The sequence below is a fragment of the Oceanicola sp. S124 genome (genome assembly GCF_000220565.1).
Lineage (GTDB): Bacteria > Pseudomonadota > Alphaproteobacteria > Rhodobacterales > Rhodobacteraceae > Pseudooceanicola.
Map to the genome: position 1 here is coordinate 89,509 of NZ_AFPM01000017.1, position 19,578 is coordinate 109,086.

The window sequence follows — 19,578 nt, forward strand, 5'->3', positions numbered from 1 at the left end:
CCTCAGCCATGGTGCCGGCATGGTTACTGTCCCTTCGACCCCCCGCGTCAACACCATCACGCTGGCCAGCGCCTCGGCCGGGCCTTTCGAGGTCGGCTTCCGCCTGTTCGAGGCGGCGGCGGTCGAGATCTACGTGAATGGCGATCTCGTATCCTCCGGCTACACGGTCACGGCCAACTTCAACGATGGCTACGACGATGCTGCCACCATCCTCTTCGACGAGGCGCTGGAGGCGGCAGACGTGATCGTCGTCTTCGGGAAGATGACCCCGCAGCGCGGCAACGACTACGGTGCGGTGGAGCCGAAGCTGACCGCCAAGCTGAACCTGGAGCTGGGGAAGATCTGGGCCGTCCTGTCCGAGCATCGGCACGGTCTGGACCGGGCGCTGCGGGGCTTCAACGAGGCGCCCATCGGTGACCTTGAGGCCGAGAAGGCGATCTACTGGAGCGGGACCGAGTTCGTCGCCGGGCCGAGCCTTGCCAATATCGCGGCCGCACAGGCGAACGCAGAAGCCGCGCTTCAAGCTGCACAAGATGCCGCCGAAAGCGCCGAAGAGGCCGCGACCTTCGACCCCTCGCTCTTTCTCACCAAGGCGGGCAACCTAGCGGGTGTCGCGGATACCGACACGGCTCTTGCGACCCTCGGGGGCGGAGTGTCGGGCATCGCGGTATTCAAGCTCGCCACCCAGGGCGCGATCCGCAGCTATCTGAGCCTCGGCAGTGCGGCTCAGCAGCCGTTCACCGATAACGTCGATCTGGCGGTGAACCCTTCCCATGTCGGATCGCGCGGGAACGTTGCTGCCTACGTCGCCGCGCGTGATATCACCGATCCGCACCTGATCGTCAGCACTTCCGACACCGGAAATACCTCCCTATCGGCGGGATCGGAATACCAGGTTCCGTTCAACGATGTGCTCCATCAGGACGCGGATATCGTCCCGGGCATCCAGCTCTTCTCTGGCGATCTGGTCTATGTGCCGGCCGGCATCTACTACGCCGAGTGGGAATCGGCCTTCTTCCGCAACAGCGGCAGCAACACCGGACGCTTCCTGACCACTCTGCGGGACAAGACCGCTGGTGTGGATCTTGGCTATGGGGCGCGTGGCGCCTGCAGCGCATACGAGCATGGCTCGGGACATGGGCGCGCGAGATTTACCCTCGTCGCGACATCCACGGTCGGGCTCGTCGTGGATGTCGCCAGCTACAGCCTTGAGCTAGAAGCGGTGGACCCAAACTTTGCCCGCCCGGCGCGGAACCGCTTCCTTCGGCTCTGGAAGGTGGCGTGATGGAAGGCAGACCCTACGAATTCTGGATCGCATTGCTCACCGGGATGCTGATCGTCTTCGAGCGCCACCGGGATAAGCCGGTGTTCGCCCGCGCGGTGATTGCTGCGATCTCCGGGGGTATCGGGTTCTCGATGGCGCCGGACCTCAGCGAGTGGCTGAACCGCAGCGAGACCCTGGCGGCGATGATCCTGACCGCCCTCGGCTATCTGGTCATCGACGTTGCGGCCAGCATCATTGCAGACCGCGATTTCCTGAAGGATTTCATCAAGTCCCGGCTCGGAGGTGGGAAGGGATGAGACACACCAAGGACACATTGCGCCGGCAGCGCGGGCTGATCGTCTTCCTGATTGCCCTCATCGTCGTGTGGCTCGTGGGGCAACCCTTCATGGATGTCTGCCGGGATGCCTTCTTCAACCTGATGGGTCCGCGCTGACTTCCTTGCATCGGACCTCGGACGCCCGGGGCTGATGATCCTCCTGCAACTCAGGAGGAAGACCCAATGACCTATCATCTTGGCAAAGGCTCTCTGGCAGAGCTGGAGGGCGTGAAGCCCGAGCTGGTGTCCGTGGTGAAGCGCGCGATCGAGCTGACCACCCAGGACTTCACCGTGCATGACGGCCTGCGCACGGTGGAAGAGCAGAAACGCTATGTGGCCAGCGGCGCGTCCACCACCATGAACTCCAAGCACATCACCGGCGATGCGGTGGATCTGGTGCCCTACATCAACGGCAAGCTGCGCTGGGAATGGCCCCCGATCTACAAGATTGCGGCGGCAGTGGCCGAGGCGGCGCGCGAACTGCAGGTCGAGCTGCGCTGGGGCGGCGTCTGGGATCGGAAGCTGTCCAGCATCGACCCCCTGCCTCTCGCCATGGAAGAAGCGGTCGAGACCTACGTGGCCCGGCGCCGGTCGGCCGGGCGGCGTGCCTTCATCGACGGCCCCCATTTCGAGCTGGACTGATGCTCGTCCTCCGTCTCCTCTTCCGAAACCGCACCACCTCGGCAATCACCGCGGTGGTGCTGGTCTTCGCGACCCTCTTCACCTGGCACAAGGTCGACAAGGGCAGTGCGGTGCGGAAGGCCGTGGCCGAGTATGTCGCGGATCTGGAGCTGGAGACCGCCCGGGCGAGGATCGAGGAGATCGAGCGCCGCGCCCGGGTGGCCGAGGAGGCCGGTGCCCGGCTGCAGGAGAGGCTGCAGGCGGCCGAGGGCGAGGCGATCCGCATGAACGAGGAGATCGAGCGATATGCCGAAGAGACAGACGTTCCGGCTGATGGCCTTGTCGATGATGGCCTGCTTGACCGGCTGCGCGGGCGCTGACCGGGCGATCCGTGACGCTGCTGGGGACCGGGCGGCGATCGAGGAAACCCGCGCGCTGCCGGCTCTCCCCTCCGACTGCCGGCGCCTGCATCGCAGCGGGGTAGGGGCGGGCGACAGGATCGACGTGGCGCTGCTGAAGACCGACGCGGCCCTTGTCAGGCACCAGGCGCAGACCGGCCACTGTGCCGCCTGGTACGATGATCTGCGCGCCGGATGGGCCGACACCCCCTGACCTTGCATTCGGCGGCCCCTGTGGCGCTCGTAGAACCGTCTCATGACCCCGACAGGAGATTGAGATGGCCCGCGTCACCGACGCCAGCGATGACTGGCAGAGCGTCACCCTTACCCAAGATGAAGTCTGGCAAGTGCAGGTCGGCGCCCTGCGCGTCAGTACCGCGGCGGCGCCCGTGCAGAAGGATGGGATCATCCTCCGGGCCTTCGGTGGCCGGCGCGAGGACAGCGCGATCTACGCCAGCGGCACCACCGTGAAATACAAGCTTCACGAGACGGTCGAGAGCGCAGTTTTCGTGCGCGAAGCGGCTACTTGAGGTGTGAAAATGGCAAACATTATCGACACAAGATCGACTTTTCGGCTGGCTAAAGCCCCGACATCTTGGATCATCGCGTGGGGCATTGGGCAATCGAACATGGCGGGCCGCGCCCCGAACCTATCGTCTGTAATCGTTCCCGAGGGGGCGGGGCTGAAGTACGAACACGCGACCGGCGACCTGGTGCATATGGTGGATCCGACTGGATATGATGCAGGATCCGTCAACAAGGGTTCTCTTGGGCCATCCCTGTGTCGGGAGGTTTACGAGCAGTCAGCTGGCCGCGTGGGGTTGATCTTCGTAAATACCGGATACACCGGCACCGGCATCCTGCCCGGACAGGAGTGGTCGGACAGCCCCAGCGGGGCAGACAGGTGGACGCCATCGAAAAACAAGTGGAATGCGGCCATTGCGTCGGCGCTATCTGACAAGCTGAATGTCGTCGGGTCGTGCATCCTGTTCTCGCAGGGTGAATACAACGCTGAGCAGATCGACGACTCCGACCCGGGTGTTGACAAGGCGGCGTGGAAAACTGCGTTCCTCGATTTGATCGGCCGGGCGCGCACCCACGCTGGCTCTGATCGGATCCCGGCGGTCATTCTCCAGACCGGACAGCGCAGCGACGGTGACACGACCGGATATCAAGACATCCGCGCCGGACAGGCGGAGCTTGTTCGGGACAACGCCCTGGTCTTCATGGGTCACGCTGGCTCACGCTACTTCCAAGAGCGTGGGCTCCAGTTCGACACGTTCCATTTCACCGACGAGGGATACGACGAGATGGGCCGCTCGGCAGCGTCGACCATCCTGTCGGCGGCGATGGGCGCCAGACCAGGTGGGCTTGAATAAGATGGCTCGCCCGAAGGTGCAGTAAGGAGACCCCAACATGCCTGAGATCGACGAAATCACCCCTGAGTTCGACAGAGTTGACATGGGCAGCGAAGACCTGCTGGTCATCTTCAGCGCCTCGGCCGATGCCGGCGGCCGCGTGCCGGTGTCCGAGTTCATCGCGGGCAACAGCATCGCGGTGGACGGTGGCGACCATGACTTCGGCACCAGCACGATCACCAACCTGACCTCCAACACCGCGATCCTCGCCAACCTGGTCTTCGCCTCGAACAAGAAGATCACCAACATGCTGACGGGCGACGTGTCGGTGGAGTTCGCGGCGACGGCCTCGGGCGCCAGTCAGACGGTGGCCGTGACCTTCACCGGGGCGGCGGTCTCGATGCTGCTGATCGCCGACTTCATCGAGGCCCTGCCGGATGGGCTGGTGCTGCAGGGCGCCTGGATCTCTGGCGCCAACGCGGTGAGCTTCAAGGTCTACAACGCGACGGGCAGCGAGATCGCGGGGGCCACCTATTCGGCCCGGGTGGCGGCGTTCTCGACCGGCACGCACGTCCCCTGATCCGATATCGGAAACCCGATAACGAGAGAACCCCGGCCTGATGGTCGGGGCTTTTTCGTTCCTGTTTCATTCTGTACCGTGCGGACTCGCAAACAGGGCGGGGGAGCCATGCCGCGCAGACTATGGGTCAAGTGTGCCTGCGGGCACGAGGCCGACTTCGAGATCTCCGAGTACGAGAAAACCAGCCGGGAGTTTCTGTTCCCCCGGCTGGTCTGCAAGCGGTGCCGTCGACGGGGCGCCGCGGTCGACATGATCGTCTATTGGGACACCGGGGTCAGCGCCGCGCCGAGCCCAAGGTGACGGGCGGTCAGGGGCGGCCTGTGCCCCGGCGCTACAGCCGATCATAGAGCAGCCGGAACCCCCTGAAGCTGGCGATGGTCCTGACCGGGCCATACCGCTCAGAGAACAAGGGTTTGTCGGTGGGCGTCCTGAGCTTCAGCAGGTGACGGCCGAGGCGGATTGTCAGCCCCCATTTCCACGCCCAGATCATCCTCCTTCTCCTTCGCTGATCAGGATGCGCAGGATTTCCTGCTGCACATCTGCCAGTCGGCTCGCGGCGTGGGCGACCTCGGACACGGTGTCGGCGATGTAGGCGTCTCGGCCTGCGTCCTCTGTCTTCACCAGCAGCGCCCGCAGCGCGGTGATGCGGTCAGGCAATTGGCGCTCCGAGATCAGCAATGCCTCGCCCGCCTCGATCTCCTTCATGTCCCGGTGCTGGGGGCTGTCGATCACTACTACCGCCCGCTTCCCCGTGATCGGGTCTTCCAGGTGAAGCGCGGGCCGGTCGATGTAGCCGATCACGCGGTAGTAGGTATCGCCGTTCCGATAGAGCTTCTGCAGGTGGTCTTCAGGGCTGGTCATCGGAGCCTCCAGGGGTGGCTTTGCGCGGGTCATCCTCGACCCACATGGAGCCGATAACGGTGACATAGAGTGAGTTGATCATCTCGGCCGTCAGGTGGCAGCCGGTCCCGCGCTCGTGTGCGCGCTTCATTCGGTTCAGCGCGTCGTGGGTGGGTGAGAAGACGCCGGTGTGGGGATCGTTATCCATGTTCGCACCCAGGTTACTGAGCTGGCTCGGTGCAGCCTTCACAGGCGCGGCCGTCTTCGGTCAGGATCAGGGCGTCCTCGCTCAGCAGGTGTTCCGACCCGCAGAACTCGCAGCGCTCGATCTCGTCGTCCAGCCACGCTTCCCGCAGGGCGCTGAGCTGCTTCAGGATCTGGCCGGTCTCCATGAAGGGGCCGTTCATCGCCTCAACCAGCCGCTCGATCTCGCGGACCTGGTTGTGCAGTTCGATCTTCTCGTCTCGGTCAAGCATCCGAGCCTCCAGAGTTGATGCGGGCGGCCTCGGCACGGTCGAGGCGGTCGATCTCGGCAGCGATCAGGGCGCCGGCCCGCACCAGGTCCTCGCGGCGAGACTTCGGCTTGTACCAGTCGCTTGACCATGGCCAGAACGGCAGGATCTTGGATCGCGGTCGCTCTCCGACGGGCAGTCCGTCCCTTGCGCCCGGCGCGGCATAGATTGCAGCCGCAACCGCCATCTCTCCGCTATCGTGCGTGTCGTCATGCTCGGGCGTCCAGCCTTCGACCGAGATCTGGCGCGCGCGCTCTGCGGCGATGCTCTCAATTCCGTTCATAACAGCCTCCATCAGGTTGGGATTTCTCGGCCCCGGGCGCGCAGAACGGCGCCCAGGGCTGTGGTTGTTTCGATCTCTCGACACAACTCGGTCCCGTATCTGTCTGGAGTTATGAGATTTTCAGCCTGAGCCTTTGACTACGAATCAAGGGGTCGGGGGTTCGAATCCTCCCCGGTGCGCCACTTCCCCTCAAATGTCCAGCTGAGACGAGCGCTTGGGAACTTGTTTCCACCGTGGCGCAGACTTCTGACCACGCGCGAATTTCGTCCCTGTCTCATGACGGTCCGTCAGTGGCCGGCCGGCAGGCAGTATTGCCCGGCTTGCGTCAGGGTCTGCCAATCTCACAAGCTCATGATCCGATGCGCCAAGGCTCCGCCTTCGGTGAGGGCGCAACCGCGGCTGTTTCTAAGGCCCTGATCCGACGTCCTGATGTCGGTGGCGCGCGCCTCCTGGCGCTTCGGAAGCGTTGAACGAGGGGCCCACAGGCGCCTTTCCTCACACGGGGGATCCGAAACGTAAGGGAAGACCTCTCCGGGCCTGCACGGGGCCTGCCGTTCAGGTGCGCGGCGAGCCGGAGAAAGAAGCACACCGGTCGCCCAGGAGGTCAGAGGCGGCTTCGATCGGCAACCTTGCTGTCTCTGAGGGAACTGAGGGTCTTCCGGGCCTGCATGTGCTCGCGCGCCTGATTGACCGTTTCTACCGCCGTGAGGCAGCCGTCGCGGTAGCGGCGGATGATCAGTGTGGCGGCGTCGGAGATGTCTGCGAGGGGCCCTTCGACCTCGATGGTGTCGCAGGGGTCTGCCAGTCCCGCGATCTGCAGGCGCGCGCTGCCCTGATGGGACCAGAACCAGGGCGGGGCCGGGGGCGGCGGGGGCTTTCCCGTCAGGATCGCGGCGACCCGGCGCGCCTGTTCCGAGGCACAGGCCACGGATTCCAGGCGGACGGGGCCCACGGCAAAGGGGGTGGGGGCCTCGGCACAGTCGCCGATGGCGAAGATGGCGGGATCGCTTGTGGCGTGGGTGTCATCGGTGCAGATCCCGTTGCCGGTCGTCAGGCCGGCAGCCTCGGCCAGTTCCACGTTGGGCATGACCCCTGCGGCCAGCAGGAGGGCGTCGAATGCCTGGACCTCTCCGCCGGCCAGAAGCAGTTGTCCGGGGCGGACCTCCTCGATCCGGGCCTCCAGCCGGATGGTCGTGCCCCGGGCCTCGTGGAAGCGGCGGAACCAGTCCGACAGCTCCGGCGAGACGGAGCGCGACATGAGACGGGGCGCGGCCTCGAACAGCGTGACCTCGATGCCGCTGCCCTGCAGCGCGGCTGCGGTTTCCAGGCCGATGAAGCCACCGCCGATGATGGCCAGACGGGCCACGCCGGGCAGCGCCGCGATCAGGCGGCGGGTGTCGGCGGCATTGCGCAGGGCCAGCGGCGCAGCCTCGGCCAGGCCGGGCAGCGGGGGCAGGCGGTTGCGCGCCCCCGTCGCCAGGACCAGGTGGTCGTAGGGCAGGGCACTGCCGTCCGCGAGGATCACCTGACGGTCGGTGCGCCGGATCTCGCGCACCGGCTGACCAAGCCGCAGGGTGATGTCCTGCCGGGCATAGAGGGCTTCGCCGCGCAGCGGCATCCAGCCGGTCTCGCCGCGTGATTTCAGCACGTCCTTCGACAGGGGCGGGCGCTGGTAGGGCAGCTCCGGGTCGTCGCCGACCAGTGTGACCGGGCCGGTGTGGCCCTGCTGGCGCAGGCCGAAGGCGCAGTCCACGCCGGCCTGGCCGCTGCCGATGATGACGACCCGGCTCATTGCATCAGGTCCGGCAGGAAGAGCGTGATCGAGGGGAAGGCGATGAGCAGGGTCATCACCACCACCTCGCAGAGCAGGAACCAGCCCACGCCGCGGAAGATGGTCCACATGGGCACCTCGTCTCCGACCACTGATTTCACCACGAAGACGTTCATGCCCATGGGTGGGGTGATCATGCCGATCTCGATGTACTTCACCACGATGATGCCGAACCAGATCAGGTCGAGGTCCAGCGCCTTCATCATCGGCAGGAAGACCGGCATGGTGATCAGCATGATGCCCAGCGGATCCAGGAACATGCCCAGGATCAGGAAGACGATCGACAGGGCGATGACCACCAGCAGGGGGTCGCCGGCCCAGCCCCCCACCATGTCGACCAGCATCGAGCTGACACCGGTGAGCGACAGCAGGCGGGTATACATCACGGCGCCCATGCCGACGAAGAAGATCTGGGCGGTGACCGACATCGTTTCCTTCAGGGCTTCGAGGAAGCGCCGGCTTGTCATGCGGCGTTGGACCAGGGAGATGGCCAGGGCCAGGGCGGCGCCCACGGCCCCGGCCTCGGTGGGCGTGACGATGCCGCCGTAGAGCCCGCCGATGATGCCGAGGATCAGCACGCCCAGGGGCCAGGTTTCCTTCAGCGAGGACATGCGGTCGCGCTTCAGGGTGGCAAGGTCCGCCTCGGCCAGCCTGGGCGCCAGGGCGGGGTTCAGGCGGCAGCGGATCAGGATCATCACCACGTAGGCGGCACCCGTCAGGAGGCCCGGGATCACCCCGGCGATCAGCAGCCGCGAGATGGAGACCTCGGCGAACACGCCGTAGAGGACCAGCAGGATCGAAGGCGGGATCAGGGCCGAAAGCGTACCGGCCGACGCGATGACACCGGTCGCCAGGCCCTTGTCGTAGCCGGTGCGCAGCATTTCTGGGATGGCAAGGCGGCCCATGGCCGCCGCCGAGGCGAGGGACGAGCCGCAGGCCGCCGCAAAGCCGGCGCTGGCCATGTTGGCCGCCACGGCCAGCCCACCGGGCAGGGCCGAGAACCAGAGCCGTGCGGCGCGGAAGAGGGCGCTGGAGATCCCGGACTGGTTGGCGATGGCCCCCATCAGCAGGAACATCGGGATCGCGGTCAGATCCCAGCTGGCCGCGAAGGAGAAGGGCGTCTCGCGCAGGATCGACAGGGCGATGGGCCAGTTGCGCACATAGGCCAGGCCGCAGACCGACACCACGCCGAGCGCCACCCCGATGGGGGTGCGCAGGCCGATCAGGGTCAACAGGATGGCCAGGGTCACAAGGCCGAAGATCAGGCTGTCCATGTCACTCGGTCTCCGTCATCGGGGTCGTGGGGGAGGTGAGGCGCTCGGCCAGGCGCAGCAGCAGCACCAGCACCATGGCGGTGCCCGCCACGGGCAGCAGCCAGCGGGTGGGCCAGATCGGAAGGTAGCCGCCGAAAATCTCCCAGACCTCGGCGCGGCGGGTCTTGGCCATGGCCGAGACCCAGGTCTGCCAGACGAAAGCGCCGACATAGGCGATGCTCAGCAGTTCCACGAAGATCTCGGAGCCCTTGCGCATCCCGTCAGGCATGAAGGCGACGAAGAGGTCGGCGCTGACATGCTGGTCACGCAGGGTGACCCAGGCCAGGGGAAGGAAGGCCACGGCGATCATGTAGTAGGTCGCCGTGATCTCGCCGGTGCCGGGCAGGGGGTGGTGAAAGACGGTGCGCGAGACGACGTCGACGGTGACATGGATCATCATCAGCGCACCGGCCAGCATCGCGACGTAGAAGAGGGCATCGGCCACGCGCGACAGCATTCGGTTCAGGCGGGTCATGACGCCTCCGGTTGCAGGGGAATGGGGATCGGGGTGCAGAAACGGGAGAGGGCAGGGAGGCCGGGACGCCGCAGCGCCCCGGCCGGCCAGGCTCAGGGGATCAGAGCGATCCGGGGTCGACCTTGGAGAAGACCTCTTCCCAGAGCTTGGCGGAGAAGGCATCGACATCCGTGCCGATCTCGGCCGAGTAGCCGCGCCAGGTCTCGACGTTGGCCAGGTAGGTGTCGAGCAGGGCACCCGGATCGGCCAGGCCGAGCTGCTTGCCGTTCTCGATCAGGCGCGCGCGGTCGGCATCGACGAAGCCGGCGACCATGGCGGCGATGTCCTCTCCGGCCGGAACCAGCTCGACGCCCATTTCGGCCTGCTGGGCTTCAAAGCTCTGCTGGTCACGCAGGACGTAGTTGCCGATGGTATGCTTGGCGGTGACCAGGGCAGAGGCGCGAAGGTGGGCGGCCTGGGCCTCGGGGCTCATGTCCAGGAAGGTATCGCGGTTCATCGCGAAGCCGACGGCCGGGGCGGCAACGCCGAGCGGCAGGTCGGTGACATGCTTGGCATATTCGCCGTAGCCGTAGGTCTGCAGCCATTCGCGCGCCGCCATCAGGCAGTCGAGCCCGCCGCGTTGCAGCAGGCTGACCGCTTCGGTCAGGGTGACGGACATCGGGGTGGCGCCGCCCAGGGCCGCCATTTCGCTATAGCCGCCGGTGGCGCGCACGCGCATGCCCTTCAGGTCGGCCATGGTCGCGACGGGTTTGGTGCACATCAGCCGGTACGAGGCCGAGGCGAACCCGCCGAGCGGCAGCACGTTGTTGTCCCTCGCCTCGTCCAGGCACTCGGGGCAGTCGAGGAAGATCGTCTGGGCTGCCGCGCCGGCCACGGCCACCGGGTCATCGCCTGGAACCACGGTGGAATAGAGCAGCGTCAGGGAGGGCATGGCCTCGGGCGTGTAGACCGGGATCGCGAGGCCCGCCTGCATCAGGTTGTCGTCCACCGCCGCAAGCGAGCCGCGCCCATCGGAGAGCTGGCCGCCGGCGATCAGCTCCCACTGGATCTCGCCGTCGGTCTCGGCCTCGATCTGGGCGAAGGCCTCGGGCAGGGTGTCGGTGTTGAGATAATCCGACGCCGGCGGCCAGGAGCCGTAGATCGGCGTCTCGGCCAGGGCCGTGCCCGCAAACAGGGCCGCCGTGGCGGCGAGTGTCATGGTCATCTTCATCTTGGGTCCTCCCTTGAATTGGTCCCTTGCTAGGACCGCCGCGCCCTCCTCCGGCGCGGCGTCATCGGTAATTTTTCAGGCGGGCTCCACCTCGACCGGGATCGAGTGGTAGCCGCGCAGCCAGTTGATGTGGACCGGCTCGGGCGTGCCGGCCAGGTGGATGCGGCGCACCTTGCGGGCCAGGGCCTGCAGAACGCTTTCAGCTTCCAGCCGGGCCACCATCTGGCCGACGCAGCCGTGGATCCCGGTGCCGAAGGCCAGATGGCCGACCGGGCGCCGGGTGATGTCATAGCTGTCGGGATCCTCCCACTTGGCGGGATCGCGATTCGCGGCCGAAAGCCACATCAGAACCTTCTCCTCGGGCCCCATGCGGACGCCGGCGAAGTCGGTCGCCGCGCGGGTGGTGCGCCCGATCACCGGGCTGGGCGCGCGGAAGCGCAGGCCCTCCTCGAAGGCGGGGCGGGCCAGCGTCGGGTCGGCGCGCAGCATGTCCCATTGCCCGGGCCGTTCGATCAGCGACATCAGGGTCAGGCCGATGCCGAAGACGGTGGTGTCGATCCCTGCCGAGATGAAGGCGCGCACCAGCATGCCCGCATCCTCGTGGCTGATCTCTCCGGCATGGGCCGCCGCGTAGATCTCGGCGCCGAAGCTGTCTGGCAGGATGTTCTCTTCGCGCATCTGCTCGGCCACATAGGCGAAGGTGCCGTTCTCCTCGACGATCCGCCGGGCCTCCTGGTAGAGCTCGTTCTTGGGGCCCATGGCGTTGAAATTCAACGTGGAATAGGGCATCAGATGCGACCGCCCCTCAGGCTTCAGCCCGGCAGCGTCGGGCAGGACCTTGAAGGGGAAGGCGAAGGCCAGATCGGCGGCGATGTCGAAGCGGCGACGCTCGACCAGCGCGTCGACCATGCGGTCGGCCTCGGCGGCAAAGCCCTCGGCCAGCCGCCGCAGGGCGCGCGGTGACAGCACCTTGGCCAGCACCTGCCGGTTGGGCGTATGCACCGGCGGATCGGCTTCGAGGATGATCGAGGGTTTGCGCCAGGGCTCGTCCCGCACGACGTTGGTCATCCCGGTGCCGAAGGCCGACGAGAAGCGTTTCCAGTCGCCGAAGATCTCGCGGATCTCGGCATCCCGCCCGGTGGCCCAGAACCCGTACTTCGGGATCCAGACCACCGGCCCGGCCTCGCGGATGGCGCGATCCAGCGCGTCGGGGTCATTGCGGGCCTCAGCGCAGAACGGATCGATGTCGAGCACGGGGCGCGTGTCGGTCACTGTCATGATCTGGGGTCTCCTCCTCCAGATAGTTTAATGAGCAACAAATTTACTTTGCAACTCAATTGTCGTGCTGCGGAGGAATTCTCCGCATCGGGATTGGTTCAGAGCGCGCGGGCGGCGGCGTCGAGCCAGAGGGCAACCGCTTCTGCGCCGGGGTCGACATGACCCAGAACGCGATCGCCGACATAGCTTGACCGGCCGCGGCGCGGGCGCATGTCCCTGGTCGCTTCGGCCCCCTCGCGGGCGGCCTGGGCTGCGCGCTGCAGCGCCTGCGCCATGGTGTCTGCGCCCTCCATCGCGCGGGCCGCCGGCAGCAGCGCATCGACCATGGTCCGGTCCCCGGCCTGTGCTCCGCCAAGTGCCTGAAGGGCCGTGACCCCGGCGTCGAAGGCATGTGCCAGTTGTGCCGCTGCCGCGCCCTCGGCCTGTTCCAGCGCATTGCCGGCGGCAGTCGCTAGGATCGCGTAAAGCGGGCCGGAGGTACCGCCGGTGCTGCGGCGCACGATAGCTCCGACTTCTCGCCAGAAGGGGGCGCCAGAGAGGGTGGCCAGGCGCGGCCCTGCGGCCAGGATGGCCTCAGCCCCCGAGGCGAGAGAGCGGCCAATGTCGCCGTCCCCCACGATCTGATCCATGCGGGTCAGCTGGGGTTCGGCGGCGATGATCGCCTCGCAGCAGGCCAGGGTGACGCGCAGCAGGGTGGCGTCGCCCTCGCCGCTGGCTGCGTCTTGCGCCGGTTGTGCGGGGGCCGGCACTACCGGGGTCTCGGCGGGGCAGGTGGCCCTTGCCCAGGCGGGGGCCGCGGTCTCCGCGTCCAGAGCCGCGCGGTCGGCCTCGGTCAGGCGCATCAGCGACAGCGAAACGCCGGCCATGTCGATGGCGGTCAGCAGCGTCCCGGTGATCACCCGTTCGACCCTCAGGCCACGGCGGGCGCATGCGGTCAGCGCGTCGCCGGTGACGATGGCCAGTTCCATGGGCGGGGTGGCCCCCAGGTTGTTGACCAGCAGGCAGACCGGGGTATCGGCGGCCAGGTCGCGGTCGGCCACGATCTTCCCGATCATCAGGTCCGTCACGTTCCGGGAGGAGGACAGGGGGACCCGCTCAAGCCCGGCTTCGCCATGAATGCCCAGGCCCAGCTCCATCTCGTCAGGGCCCAGTTCGAAATTCGGACGCCCGGCCGCGGGAACGGTGCAGGGCGACAGGGCCACACCCATTGACCCCACGGCGGCGATGGCCGCCTCGGCACGGGCCTTCACCTCGGCCAGGGGCAGCCCGGCCTCGGCGGCGGCACCGGCGATCTTGTGCACCAGCACGGTGCCCGCGATGCCGCGGCGGCCGGCAGTGTCCTCGGCGCTGCCCAGGGCGCAGTCGTCATCGACCACCACCAGCTCTGTCTCGATCCCCTCGCCGCGCGCGATCTGCGCTGCCAGGCCAAAGTTCAGCCGGTCGCCGGTGTAGTTCTTCACGATCAGCAGGACGCCGCCCGGCCCGGCCACGGCGCGAATGCCGTCCAGGACCTGGTCGGTGGAGGGCGAGGCGAAGACATCCCCCGCCACCGCAGCGGTCAGCATGCCCTTGCCCACGAAGCCCGCATGGGCCGGCTCGTGACCGGAGCCGCCACCGGACAGCAGGGCGACCTTGCCTGCGCCTGTCACCGCTTCCAGGTCAGCCCGCAGGACGATGGTACGCCCCTCGATCAGGCGCAGGCCCGGCTGGCTGCGTACATAGCCCGACAGGGCGTCCGGAACGACTGAGGCCACCTCGTTGATCAACTTTTTCATTGGTTCCTCCCATTGCAGTTTGCAATTAAACTTGTTTCGGTAGCATCTCGCGACAACAAGAGGAGAGCACTGATGGCCGATGACCAGATTGTCACCGACGGGGACCTCTCCGTTCGTGCGCACAGCTATGCTCCCTATTTCCTGTCGTTGATTAGCAACCGGCTGTCCTGGGGGGCATCCCAGCTCTACCTGACCCTTTTCGACCTCGGTCTGAACGAATGGCGCATCCTGTCGGCGTTGCGCAACGAGCCCGGCGTGCAGGCCCTGCGGGTGTCCGAGATGGTCGCGATGAACAAGTCCGTGGTCAGCCGTTCGACGCGCAGGCTCGAGGTGCTGGGTCTCGCCGTGGCGCGGCTGGAACTTGGCAAGCGGCGTCTTTTCCTGACCCCGAAGGGGGCCGAGATGCACGATAGGATCATCGAGATCGCCCTGCGTCGCGAGGCGGCGCTTCTGGACGGTATCGAGGGCGAGGAGCGCGAGGTACTCTTCGGTCTGCTGCGCCGGATGACCGAGAACCTGTCGAAGGTCGAGGCCGTGGATCGCGACCTGACCGGCAAGAGCTGACGTCGCATCCCGCTAGTACTGGCAGGCTGGCATCTGGACGATCATGCCCTCCATCGCGGAGGTAACGAGGATCTGGCAGCCCAGGCGGCTGCGCTCGGTCACCTCGTCGGCGGCACTTTCCAGCATGTCATCCTCGATCGCGGCACGCGGCGGAACGCGGCTGTCATCTTCTTCGGCAATATAGACGTGGCAGGTTGCGCACATGGCGGAGCCACCGCATTCGCCGACGATTCCCTCCAGCCCGTTGCTGATCGCAGCCAGCATCAAGCTTGTACCGGGCTCCACCTCCACCGGGTGGTCCTTGCCCTCGGATGTGCGAAATACGATTCGTGTCATGTCGATCCTCCTCAGGGAGGTTTATATAGCAACTGGTTTAATATGCAACAATGTGCCGGCACTCCTGGCGGCTCGGGCTAGGGGCGCGCGCGGGCCTTGTTCCGCTGTCGCCGTTTCCCGGAAGCAGCCGCTCATGCGACGCAATTGGCCTCTTTGAGCCCGGTCGCCTGGACGCTGCGCAGACGATGAACAGCAACCTCGGGGGGCGGAGGCCTTTGTTGCATGATCTTGGCTTCACCCGCCGAGGCGGTCTGCAGAGGGGGAATGGCAAGAGCCGAAAGGCCGCCGCGCTGTGCCCCTAGGGGCCGGGCCGGGCCGGCGCACGGTCAGCAGAAGCAAGTGACGGGCAGTCACATGAGAGGATGACAGCCTCACGGCTCTTGGGGGGCGGCGTGATCCGGATCTGCCATCAGGCTGGCTTCCCGCGCGATTCCCCATTCGATCAGCGCGGTCCAGAGCGTTTCGGCCAGATCGGGATCGAGCGCCTGCGCCGCGGCCCGCTGCCGGACACGCGCGATCACTTCCGCGACGCGATCCGAGGTCCGCGGCGGCAAGCCTTCACCGCGCTTCAGCGTGGCAGCGCGGTCGACATAGCCCGCCCGGCGCACAAGGAGCTCAATGAGCGCATCATCGATCCTGTCTATTTCCTGGCGCAGCTCGGCCATGGTCTCGCAGTCTGCGGGGGAACGGGTCATCTCAGTCACTCCATCAAGGCGAGCCGCAGCCCGAGCGCGGCAAACGAGGCGGCAAAGCCGCCGCGCAGCCAGGCCATCGCGCCGGGGCGCGACAGCACGCGGTCCCGCAGGGTGGCTGCGAAGGCACCATAAAGGGCGAAGGCGGCGAAGGTCAAAACCATGAAGACGAGGGCCAGCCCGGCCATGCGCCAGGCGGCGTCCGGTGCCTCTGCCGGCACGAACTGGGGCAGGAATGCCAGGAAGAAGACCGAGAGTTTCGGATTCAACAGGTTCAGCGCCACGCCGTCACGGATCAGTCGCGACGCAGGCTGGTGAGGGGCCTGCCGCTCAACCGAAAGGGCCCCGGTCCCCCGCCAGACCTGCCATGCCATCCAGAGCAGAAAAGCCACCCCGGCGAGCTTCAGGGCCTGGAAGGCAAGGGCGCTCGCGTGGAGCAGCGCGGCAAGGCCCAGGATCGAGGCGGCCATATGGGGTACGATGCCAAGCGTGCAGCCCGCCGCCGCGACGAGACCCGCCCGCAAACCCTGCGCCAGAGAGACGGCCAGAGTATAGATGACGCCGGTGCCGGGCATCAGAACAACGATCAGTGCGGTAGCGAAGAAAGACCAGGTCATGTGGCGGCCCCCACGCCAAAGGCCCCGGCGCCATCGCGCGACAGGGCGATGCGAACCGTTGTCCCGTGGTCCGGCACGATTCGGACAAGCGCGTCTCGTACCGCCGCCTCGCGCAGTGCTTCGAGGGCGGTCTGGGCGCGACGCAAGGTCAGGCAGTCGGCCTCAATCGCTCTTTGGCGACTGGTCCGGCAGCGGTCATGCGGGGTGTCGAAGAAGATTGTCATCGCCCGGTCATGCACCGGTCGAGGACTCTCCGTCTTGAACGATCTTGGCGTTGTGTCCGATCGCCCCCGCCCGCCAGCGCCCCGGCGGCAGGCCGAACTGGCGCGCGAAGGCGCGGGTCAGATGGGCCTGGTCGGCAAAGCCGAATGCCGCGGCAACACCTGCTGCGCTCTCTCCCGCCGCGAGAGCCTGTCGCGCCAGGCGCAGACGCAACTGCATCGCATAGGCATGGGGCGTGGCCCCGGTCTCGCGCCGGAACCTTCGCAATGCCCCCGTCCGGCCCATCCCCATCAGCGCCGCCACCTCGTCGAGAGAGGGGGGCGCGTCGGGCAGGTCGGCGATGCGCTCCTTGACGCGCCGGGTGGCCAGAGAGGGCGCGCTGCGCCAGGCGATCAGGTCACCCGCACGACGAGGCGCGAGTACGGTCGTCAGCAGATCGGTCAGCGTCTCCTCAACCTCATTCGCCTCCCCGCACGCCAGCGCGCGCAGAGCGGCATCCGCAAGCAGGGCGAGACCCGGATCATGACAGGCCCCGAAGCCGATCTCGCGGCGCGCGGCCTCAGCGCCTGCAAGGCGGGCGACCATGGCGGGGTCAATGTAGATCATCTCCCAGGTGCGGGCCTCGCCGATCGGCGCACCATCGTGCATCTCATCGGGAGTGACGGCGATCAGGTCGCCCGGCCCCGCCTCCACCGGCCCGCAACCGGACCACGACGCATGTCCGCCGGCACGCACCACGCCCAGGCCAAACTGATCGTGGGAATGGCGCGGAAAGGTTCGCGCCGAGGCAAGAGACACGCCCTCGACGCCTGCCAGGCAGGCTGGAAGCAATATGGCATGGTGAGACGACGGGTCAGGCATCGCATTCATTTACCAATCTACGCCAGACGAGGTCGAGGATCTAAATGGCAGGCCAGCGCGTCGTGGCATTCTGACCGATGCGGTTTTTCATGCAACGCCCGGCGAGAGCCCCTCATGTCCGCCTTGGGGTCGTCCTTTCAGCTTGCGATGAAGGTCCGCCCTTGCGCGCACTTCCGTCCGTCCGTCCGGAGGGGGATCTGAAAGTCAGGGAAAGATGCTTCTGGGCGGTGGGCTTGCCGTCGGTTCCGCGCTCGGCTGACAGGAGAGGGAGCCCGCCCTGATGGGAGATGCCTTGACCCCGATCCGTTCGCTGGCCTTGGGCAGCGGCCAACGGCCGAAGGTCGTGGCGACCGCGCCACGGGGTGGCGCGGTCGGAAGGGGTTACATCGTGCCGGGCAACCAGAGCACGAGGACGGGAAAGGCGATCAGCAGCACCAGGCGCAGCAGGTCGGTGAAGATGAAGGGGATCACGCCCCGGAAGATCGTCGTCAGCTTCACGTCCCGGGCAATCGTGTTGATCACGAAGACATTGATGCCCACGGGCGGAGAGATCATCCCCAGTTCCGCCACCATGACCACGATGATCCCGAACCAGATCGGATCGAAGCCCAGTGAGATCACCACCGGGTAGACGATGGGCACCAGCAGCAGGATCATCGCCATGGTGTCCAGGATGCAGCCCGCCAGGATGAAGGCCAGCAGGATCAGCCCGAGGGTGCCATAGGCCGAGAAATCGAGGCCGACCAGCCAGTCCGTCAGCTTCTGCGGGGCCCGGGTGATGGCCAGGAAGTAGCCGAAGAGCACGGCTCCGATCAGCACCGTGTAGACCGAGACCGAGGTGCGCAGCGCCTCGACGAGGCTGTCGAGGATGGTGCGGAAGCTGAGCCGGCCGCGCGCCACGCCGATCACCAGGGTGACGAAGGCGCCGACGGCGGCGGCCTCGGTCGGGGTGGCGATGCCCATGTAGATCACCCCGATGACGGCGATGAACAGCAGGGTGACGGCCCAGATCGGCGCCAGGGCGGCAAGGGCCTCGCGCCAGTCGAAGGGGCTGCCGGCGGGCAGGCCGCGCCGGTGCATGGTCAGGATCGTGCCCATGTAGAGCAGCACCGCCAGCAGGCCGGGGATGACACCTGCGATGAACAGCTGGCCGACGTCGTTTTCGGTGATGTAGGCGTAGATCACCAGGATCACCGAGGGCGGGATCATTGAGCCGAGGGTGCCGCCGGCGGCGATGACACCCGTGGCCACGTCCTCGCGGTAGCCATGGCGGCGCATCTCGGGCAGGGCGACCTTTGTCATCGTGGCAGCCGTGGCGACCGAGCTGCCGCAGATCGCCGAGAACCCGCCGCAGGCTGCCACGGTCGACAGCGCCAGGCCGCCGCGGAACTGGCCGAACCAGGCGTTGGCGGCGCGGAACATCTCGCGGCTCATGCCCGAGTTGGTGGCGAGGATCCCCATCAGGATGAAGAAGGGCACCAGCGTCAGGTTGAAATCGGTGACGGTGCGCACCGGCGCCGTGGCCAGTAGGTTCAACGCCGGGCCGACGCCGCGGATCATCGCGAAGCCGCCAAGCCCGACAAGCCCGAGGGCCACGCCGATCGGCACCCGCACCAGCAGCATGGCGAAGAGCGCGACGAAACCTCCGATGGCGGTGAGGTCAGCGAGTGTCATGGGCCACGTCCTCGATTTCCTGCGCTTCGGCAGAGCTCAGCTGGTCGCGGCCGCTGGCAATGCGCCAGAGCTTGATCGCGATGGTGAAGAGGCTGGCCAGCATGCCCAGCCAGATCAGCCCGTAGAAGGGCCAGATCGGCAGGCGCAGGTCATAGGTCAGCTGGTTCGAGCGCATTGCCGAGAGCGTCGCGCCATGCACCTTCCAGACCAGCAGCCCGGCAAAGAGCAGCAGCACGCCCCAGGCGAAACTGTTGATCACCCGGCGCAGGCGCGGGCCGGTGGCATCGACCAGCAGGTCAACCTGGATATGTCCGCCGCGGAAGCCGATCACCGCGAACCCCCAGAAGAGGCAGGCGCCGACCAGCAGGCGGGCGATGTCGAAGCTGTCGGGGATGGGCGCGGCGAAGGCATAGCGCCCCAGGGTCGAGGCCACGACCAGAAGCATGACCGCCCCCAGCAACAGCGCCGAGACGACCTCGATCCCGCGAATGAACAGATTGATGGCGCGCAATGCGACCTCCGGTTCGTCGAGAGGAA

The 19,578-nt window shown here is 66.8% G+C and carries 28 protein-coding genes; 10 read left to right on the forward strand and 18 right to left on the reverse strand.

The genetic code is table 11. The annotated features are described in order from the left end of the window. Positions 1-19 precede the first annotated feature (19 nt). The 9 genes from OS124_RS0101950 to OS124_RS0101990 all read left to right on the forward strand — a co-directional run bounded on the left by OS124_RS0101950 (position 20) and on the right by OS124_RS0101990 (position 4,558). On the forward strand, positions 20-1,285 hold the full coding sequence (locus OS124_RS0101950; RefSeq protein ID WP_010137607.1) for a hypothetical protein: 1,266 nt from the start codon (positions 20-22) through the stop codon (positions 1,283-1,285). Continuing rightward, complete coding sequence (locus tag OS124_RS0101955; RefSeq protein ID WP_010137608.1) at positions 1,285-1,581, forward strand: hypothetical protein; 297 nt, start codon at positions 1,285-1,287, stop codon at positions 1,579-1,581. The genes OS124_RS0101950 and OS124_RS0101955 overlap by 1 nt, the downstream gene beginning before the upstream one ends. Next, positions 1,578-1,718 (forward strand): hypothetical protein, encoded by a 141-nt coding sequence (locus OS124_RS27220; protein WP_168161423.1) that lies wholly within the window; start codon positions 1,578-1,580, stop codon positions 1,716-1,718. The genes OS124_RS0101955 and OS124_RS27220 overlap by 4 nt, the downstream gene beginning before the upstream one ends. 66 nt (positions 1,719-1,784) lie before the next feature. Continuing rightward, positions 1,785-2,243, forward strand: a complete 459-nt coding sequence (locus tag OS124_RS0101965) for a M15 family metallopeptidase (protein ID WP_010137609.1) — start codon at positions 1,785-1,787, stop codon at positions 2,241-2,243. Next, on the forward strand, positions 2,243-2,602 hold the full coding sequence (locus OS124_RS0101970) for a hypothetical protein (RefSeq protein WP_010137610.1): 360 nt from the start codon (positions 2,243-2,245) through the stop codon (positions 2,600-2,602). Before OS124_RS0101965 ends, OS124_RS0101970 begins: the two co-directional genes overlap by 1 nt. Then, positions 2,580-2,834: a hypothetical protein gene (locus tag OS124_RS0101975; protein ID WP_138919394.1), complete on the forward strand. Its 255-nt coding sequence runs from the start codon at positions 2,580-2,582 to the stop codon at positions 2,832-2,834. The genes OS124_RS0101970 and OS124_RS0101975 overlap by 23 nt, the downstream gene beginning before the upstream one ends. Positions 2,835-2,898: 64 nt before the next feature. Then, a complete protein-coding gene (locus OS124_RS0101980) occupies positions 2,899-3,150 on the forward strand; it encodes a hypothetical protein (protein WP_010137613.1) in 252 nt (83 codons plus the stop codon). 9 nt (positions 3,151-3,159) lie between these two features. Beyond that, positions 3,160-3,999, forward strand: coding sequence for a sialate O-acetylesterase (locus OS124_RS0101985; RefSeq protein WP_029375100.1), 840 nt, complete (start codon positions 3,160-3,162; stop codon positions 3,997-3,999). A 37-nt stretch (positions 4,000-4,036) separates the two neighbouring features. Further along, a complete protein-coding gene (locus OS124_RS0101990) occupies positions 4,037-4,558 on the forward strand; it encodes a hypothetical protein (protein ID WP_010137615.1) in 522 nt (173 codons plus the stop codon). A gap of 331 nt (positions 4,559-4,889) precedes the next feature. Here the strand turns inward: OS124_RS0101990 and OS124_RS27225 are convergent, their stop codons facing one another. From OS124_RS27225 to OS124_RS0102050, 11 genes are all read right to left on the reverse strand, one after another. Further along, the gene (locus OS124_RS27225; protein WP_168161424.1) at positions 4,890-5,048 is read right to left on the reverse strand and encodes a hypothetical protein; all 159 of its coding nucleotides are present in this window, start codon (positions 5,046-5,048) and stop codon (positions 4,890-4,892) included. After that, positions 5,045-5,419 (reverse strand): hypothetical protein, encoded by a 375-nt coding sequence (locus tag OS124_RS0102005; RefSeq protein WP_010137618.1) that lies wholly within the window; start codon positions 5,417-5,419, stop codon positions 5,045-5,047. The genes OS124_RS27225 and OS124_RS0102005 overlap by 4 nt, the downstream gene beginning before the upstream one ends. Beyond that, on the reverse strand, positions 5,406-5,606 hold the full coding sequence (locus OS124_RS0102010; protein ID WP_010137619.1) for a hypothetical protein: 201 nt from the start codon (positions 5,604-5,606) through the stop codon (positions 5,406-5,408). Before OS124_RS0102010 ends, OS124_RS0102005 begins: the two co-directional genes overlap by 14 nt. A gap of 13 nt (positions 5,607-5,619) precedes the next feature. Next, positions 5,620-5,874: a hypothetical protein gene (locus OS124_RS0102015; protein WP_010137620.1), complete on the reverse strand. Its 255-nt coding sequence runs from the start codon at positions 5,872-5,874 to the stop codon at positions 5,620-5,622. After that, positions 5,867-6,193 (reverse strand): hypothetical protein, encoded by a 327-nt coding sequence (locus tag OS124_RS23410; protein WP_010137621.1) that lies wholly within the window; start codon positions 6,191-6,193, stop codon positions 5,867-5,869. The genes OS124_RS0102015 and OS124_RS23410 overlap by 8 nt, the downstream gene beginning before the upstream one ends. 604 nt (positions 6,194-6,797) lie before the next feature. Continuing rightward, positions 6,798-7,985: an NAD(P)/FAD-dependent oxidoreductase gene (locus OS124_RS0102025; RefSeq protein ID WP_010137622.1), complete on the reverse strand. Its 1,188-nt coding sequence runs from the start codon at positions 7,983-7,985 to the stop codon at positions 6,798-6,800. Continuing rightward, on the reverse strand, positions 7,982-9,298 hold the full coding sequence (locus tag OS124_RS0102030; protein WP_010137623.1) for a TRAP transporter large permease: 1,317 nt from the start codon (positions 9,296-9,298) through the stop codon (positions 7,982-7,984). Before OS124_RS0102030 ends, OS124_RS0102025 begins: the two co-directional genes overlap by 4 nt. A gap of 1 nt (position 9,299) precedes the next feature. After that, positions 9,300-9,812 carry a TRAP transporter small permease gene (locus OS124_RS0102035; RefSeq protein ID WP_010137625.1) on the reverse strand — a complete coding sequence of 171 codons (513 nt, stop codon included), beginning with the start codon at positions 9,810-9,812 and terminating at the stop codon, positions 9,300-9,302. Positions 9,813-9,912: 100 nt separating this feature from the next. Further along, positions 9,913-11,022: a TRAP transporter substrate-binding protein DctP gene (gene dctP, locus OS124_RS0102040; RefSeq protein WP_010137626.1), complete on the reverse strand. Its 1,110-nt coding sequence runs from the start codon at positions 11,020-11,022 to the stop codon at positions 9,913-9,915. Between the two features lie 75 nt (positions 11,023-11,097). Continuing rightward, positions 11,098-12,300 carry a cytochrome P450 gene (locus OS124_RS0102045; RefSeq protein WP_010137627.1) on the reverse strand — a complete coding sequence of 401 codons (1,203 nt, stop codon included), beginning with the start codon at positions 12,298-12,300 and terminating at the stop codon, positions 11,098-11,100. 98 nt (positions 12,301-12,398) lie between these two features. Beyond that, positions 12,399-14,075 carry a dihydroxyacetone kinase family protein gene (locus OS124_RS0102050; RefSeq protein ID WP_010137628.1) on the reverse strand — a complete coding sequence of 559 codons (1,677 nt, stop codon included), beginning with the start codon at positions 14,073-14,075 and terminating at the stop codon, positions 12,399-12,401. A 72-nt stretch (positions 14,076-14,147) separates the two neighbouring features. Here OS124_RS0102050 and OS124_RS23415 point away from each other — a divergent pair, with 72 nt between their 5' ends. Beyond that, positions 14,148-14,639: a MarR family winged helix-turn-helix transcriptional regulator gene (locus tag OS124_RS23415; protein WP_010137629.1), complete on the forward strand. Its 492-nt coding sequence runs from the start codon at positions 14,148-14,150 to the stop codon at positions 14,637-14,639. 12 nt (positions 14,640-14,651) lie between these two features. Here the strand turns inward: OS124_RS23415 and OS124_RS0102060 are convergent, their stop codons facing one another. The 7 genes from OS124_RS0102060 to OS124_RS0102090 form a co-directional block, all read right to left on the reverse strand. Further along, on the reverse strand, positions 14,652-14,975 hold the full coding sequence (locus OS124_RS0102060) for a 2Fe-2S iron-sulfur cluster-binding protein (protein WP_029375101.1): 324 nt from the start codon (positions 14,973-14,975) through the stop codon (positions 14,652-14,654). Positions 14,976-15,346: 371 nt separating this feature from the next. Then, positions 15,347-15,640, reverse strand: a complete 294-nt coding sequence (locus OS124_RS0102065) for a chorismate mutase (RefSeq protein ID WP_237708051.1) — start codon at positions 15,638-15,640, stop codon at positions 15,347-15,349. Between the two features lie 35 nt (positions 15,641-15,675). Beyond that, on the reverse strand, positions 15,676-16,284 hold the full coding sequence (locus OS124_RS0102070) for a LysE family transporter (RefSeq protein ID WP_010137634.1): 609 nt from the start codon (positions 16,282-16,284) through the stop codon (positions 15,676-15,678). Further along, a complete protein-coding gene (locus tag OS124_RS0102075; RefSeq protein ID WP_029375102.1) occupies positions 16,281-16,508 on the reverse strand; it encodes a hypothetical protein in 228 nt (75 codons plus the stop codon). The genes OS124_RS0102070 and OS124_RS0102075 overlap by 4 nt, the downstream gene beginning before the upstream one ends. Before the next feature lie 7 nt (positions 16,509-16,515). Further along, complete coding sequence (locus tag OS124_RS23420) at positions 16,516-17,376, reverse strand: AraC family transcriptional regulator (protein WP_202799061.1); 861 nt, start codon at positions 17,374-17,376, stop codon at positions 16,516-16,518. A 372-nt stretch (positions 17,377-17,748) separates the two neighbouring features. Further along, positions 17,749-19,041 (reverse strand): TRAP transporter large permease, encoded by a 1,293-nt coding sequence (locus OS124_RS0102085; protein WP_010137637.1) that lies wholly within the window; start codon positions 19,039-19,041, stop codon positions 17,749-17,751. Beyond that, a complete protein-coding gene (locus OS124_RS0102090; RefSeq protein ID WP_010137638.1) occupies positions 19,028-19,552 on the reverse strand; it encodes a TRAP transporter small permease in 525 nt (174 codons plus the stop codon). Before OS124_RS0102090 ends, OS124_RS0102085 begins: the two co-directional genes overlap by 14 nt. Positions 19,553-19,578: the final 26 nt, after the last annotated feature.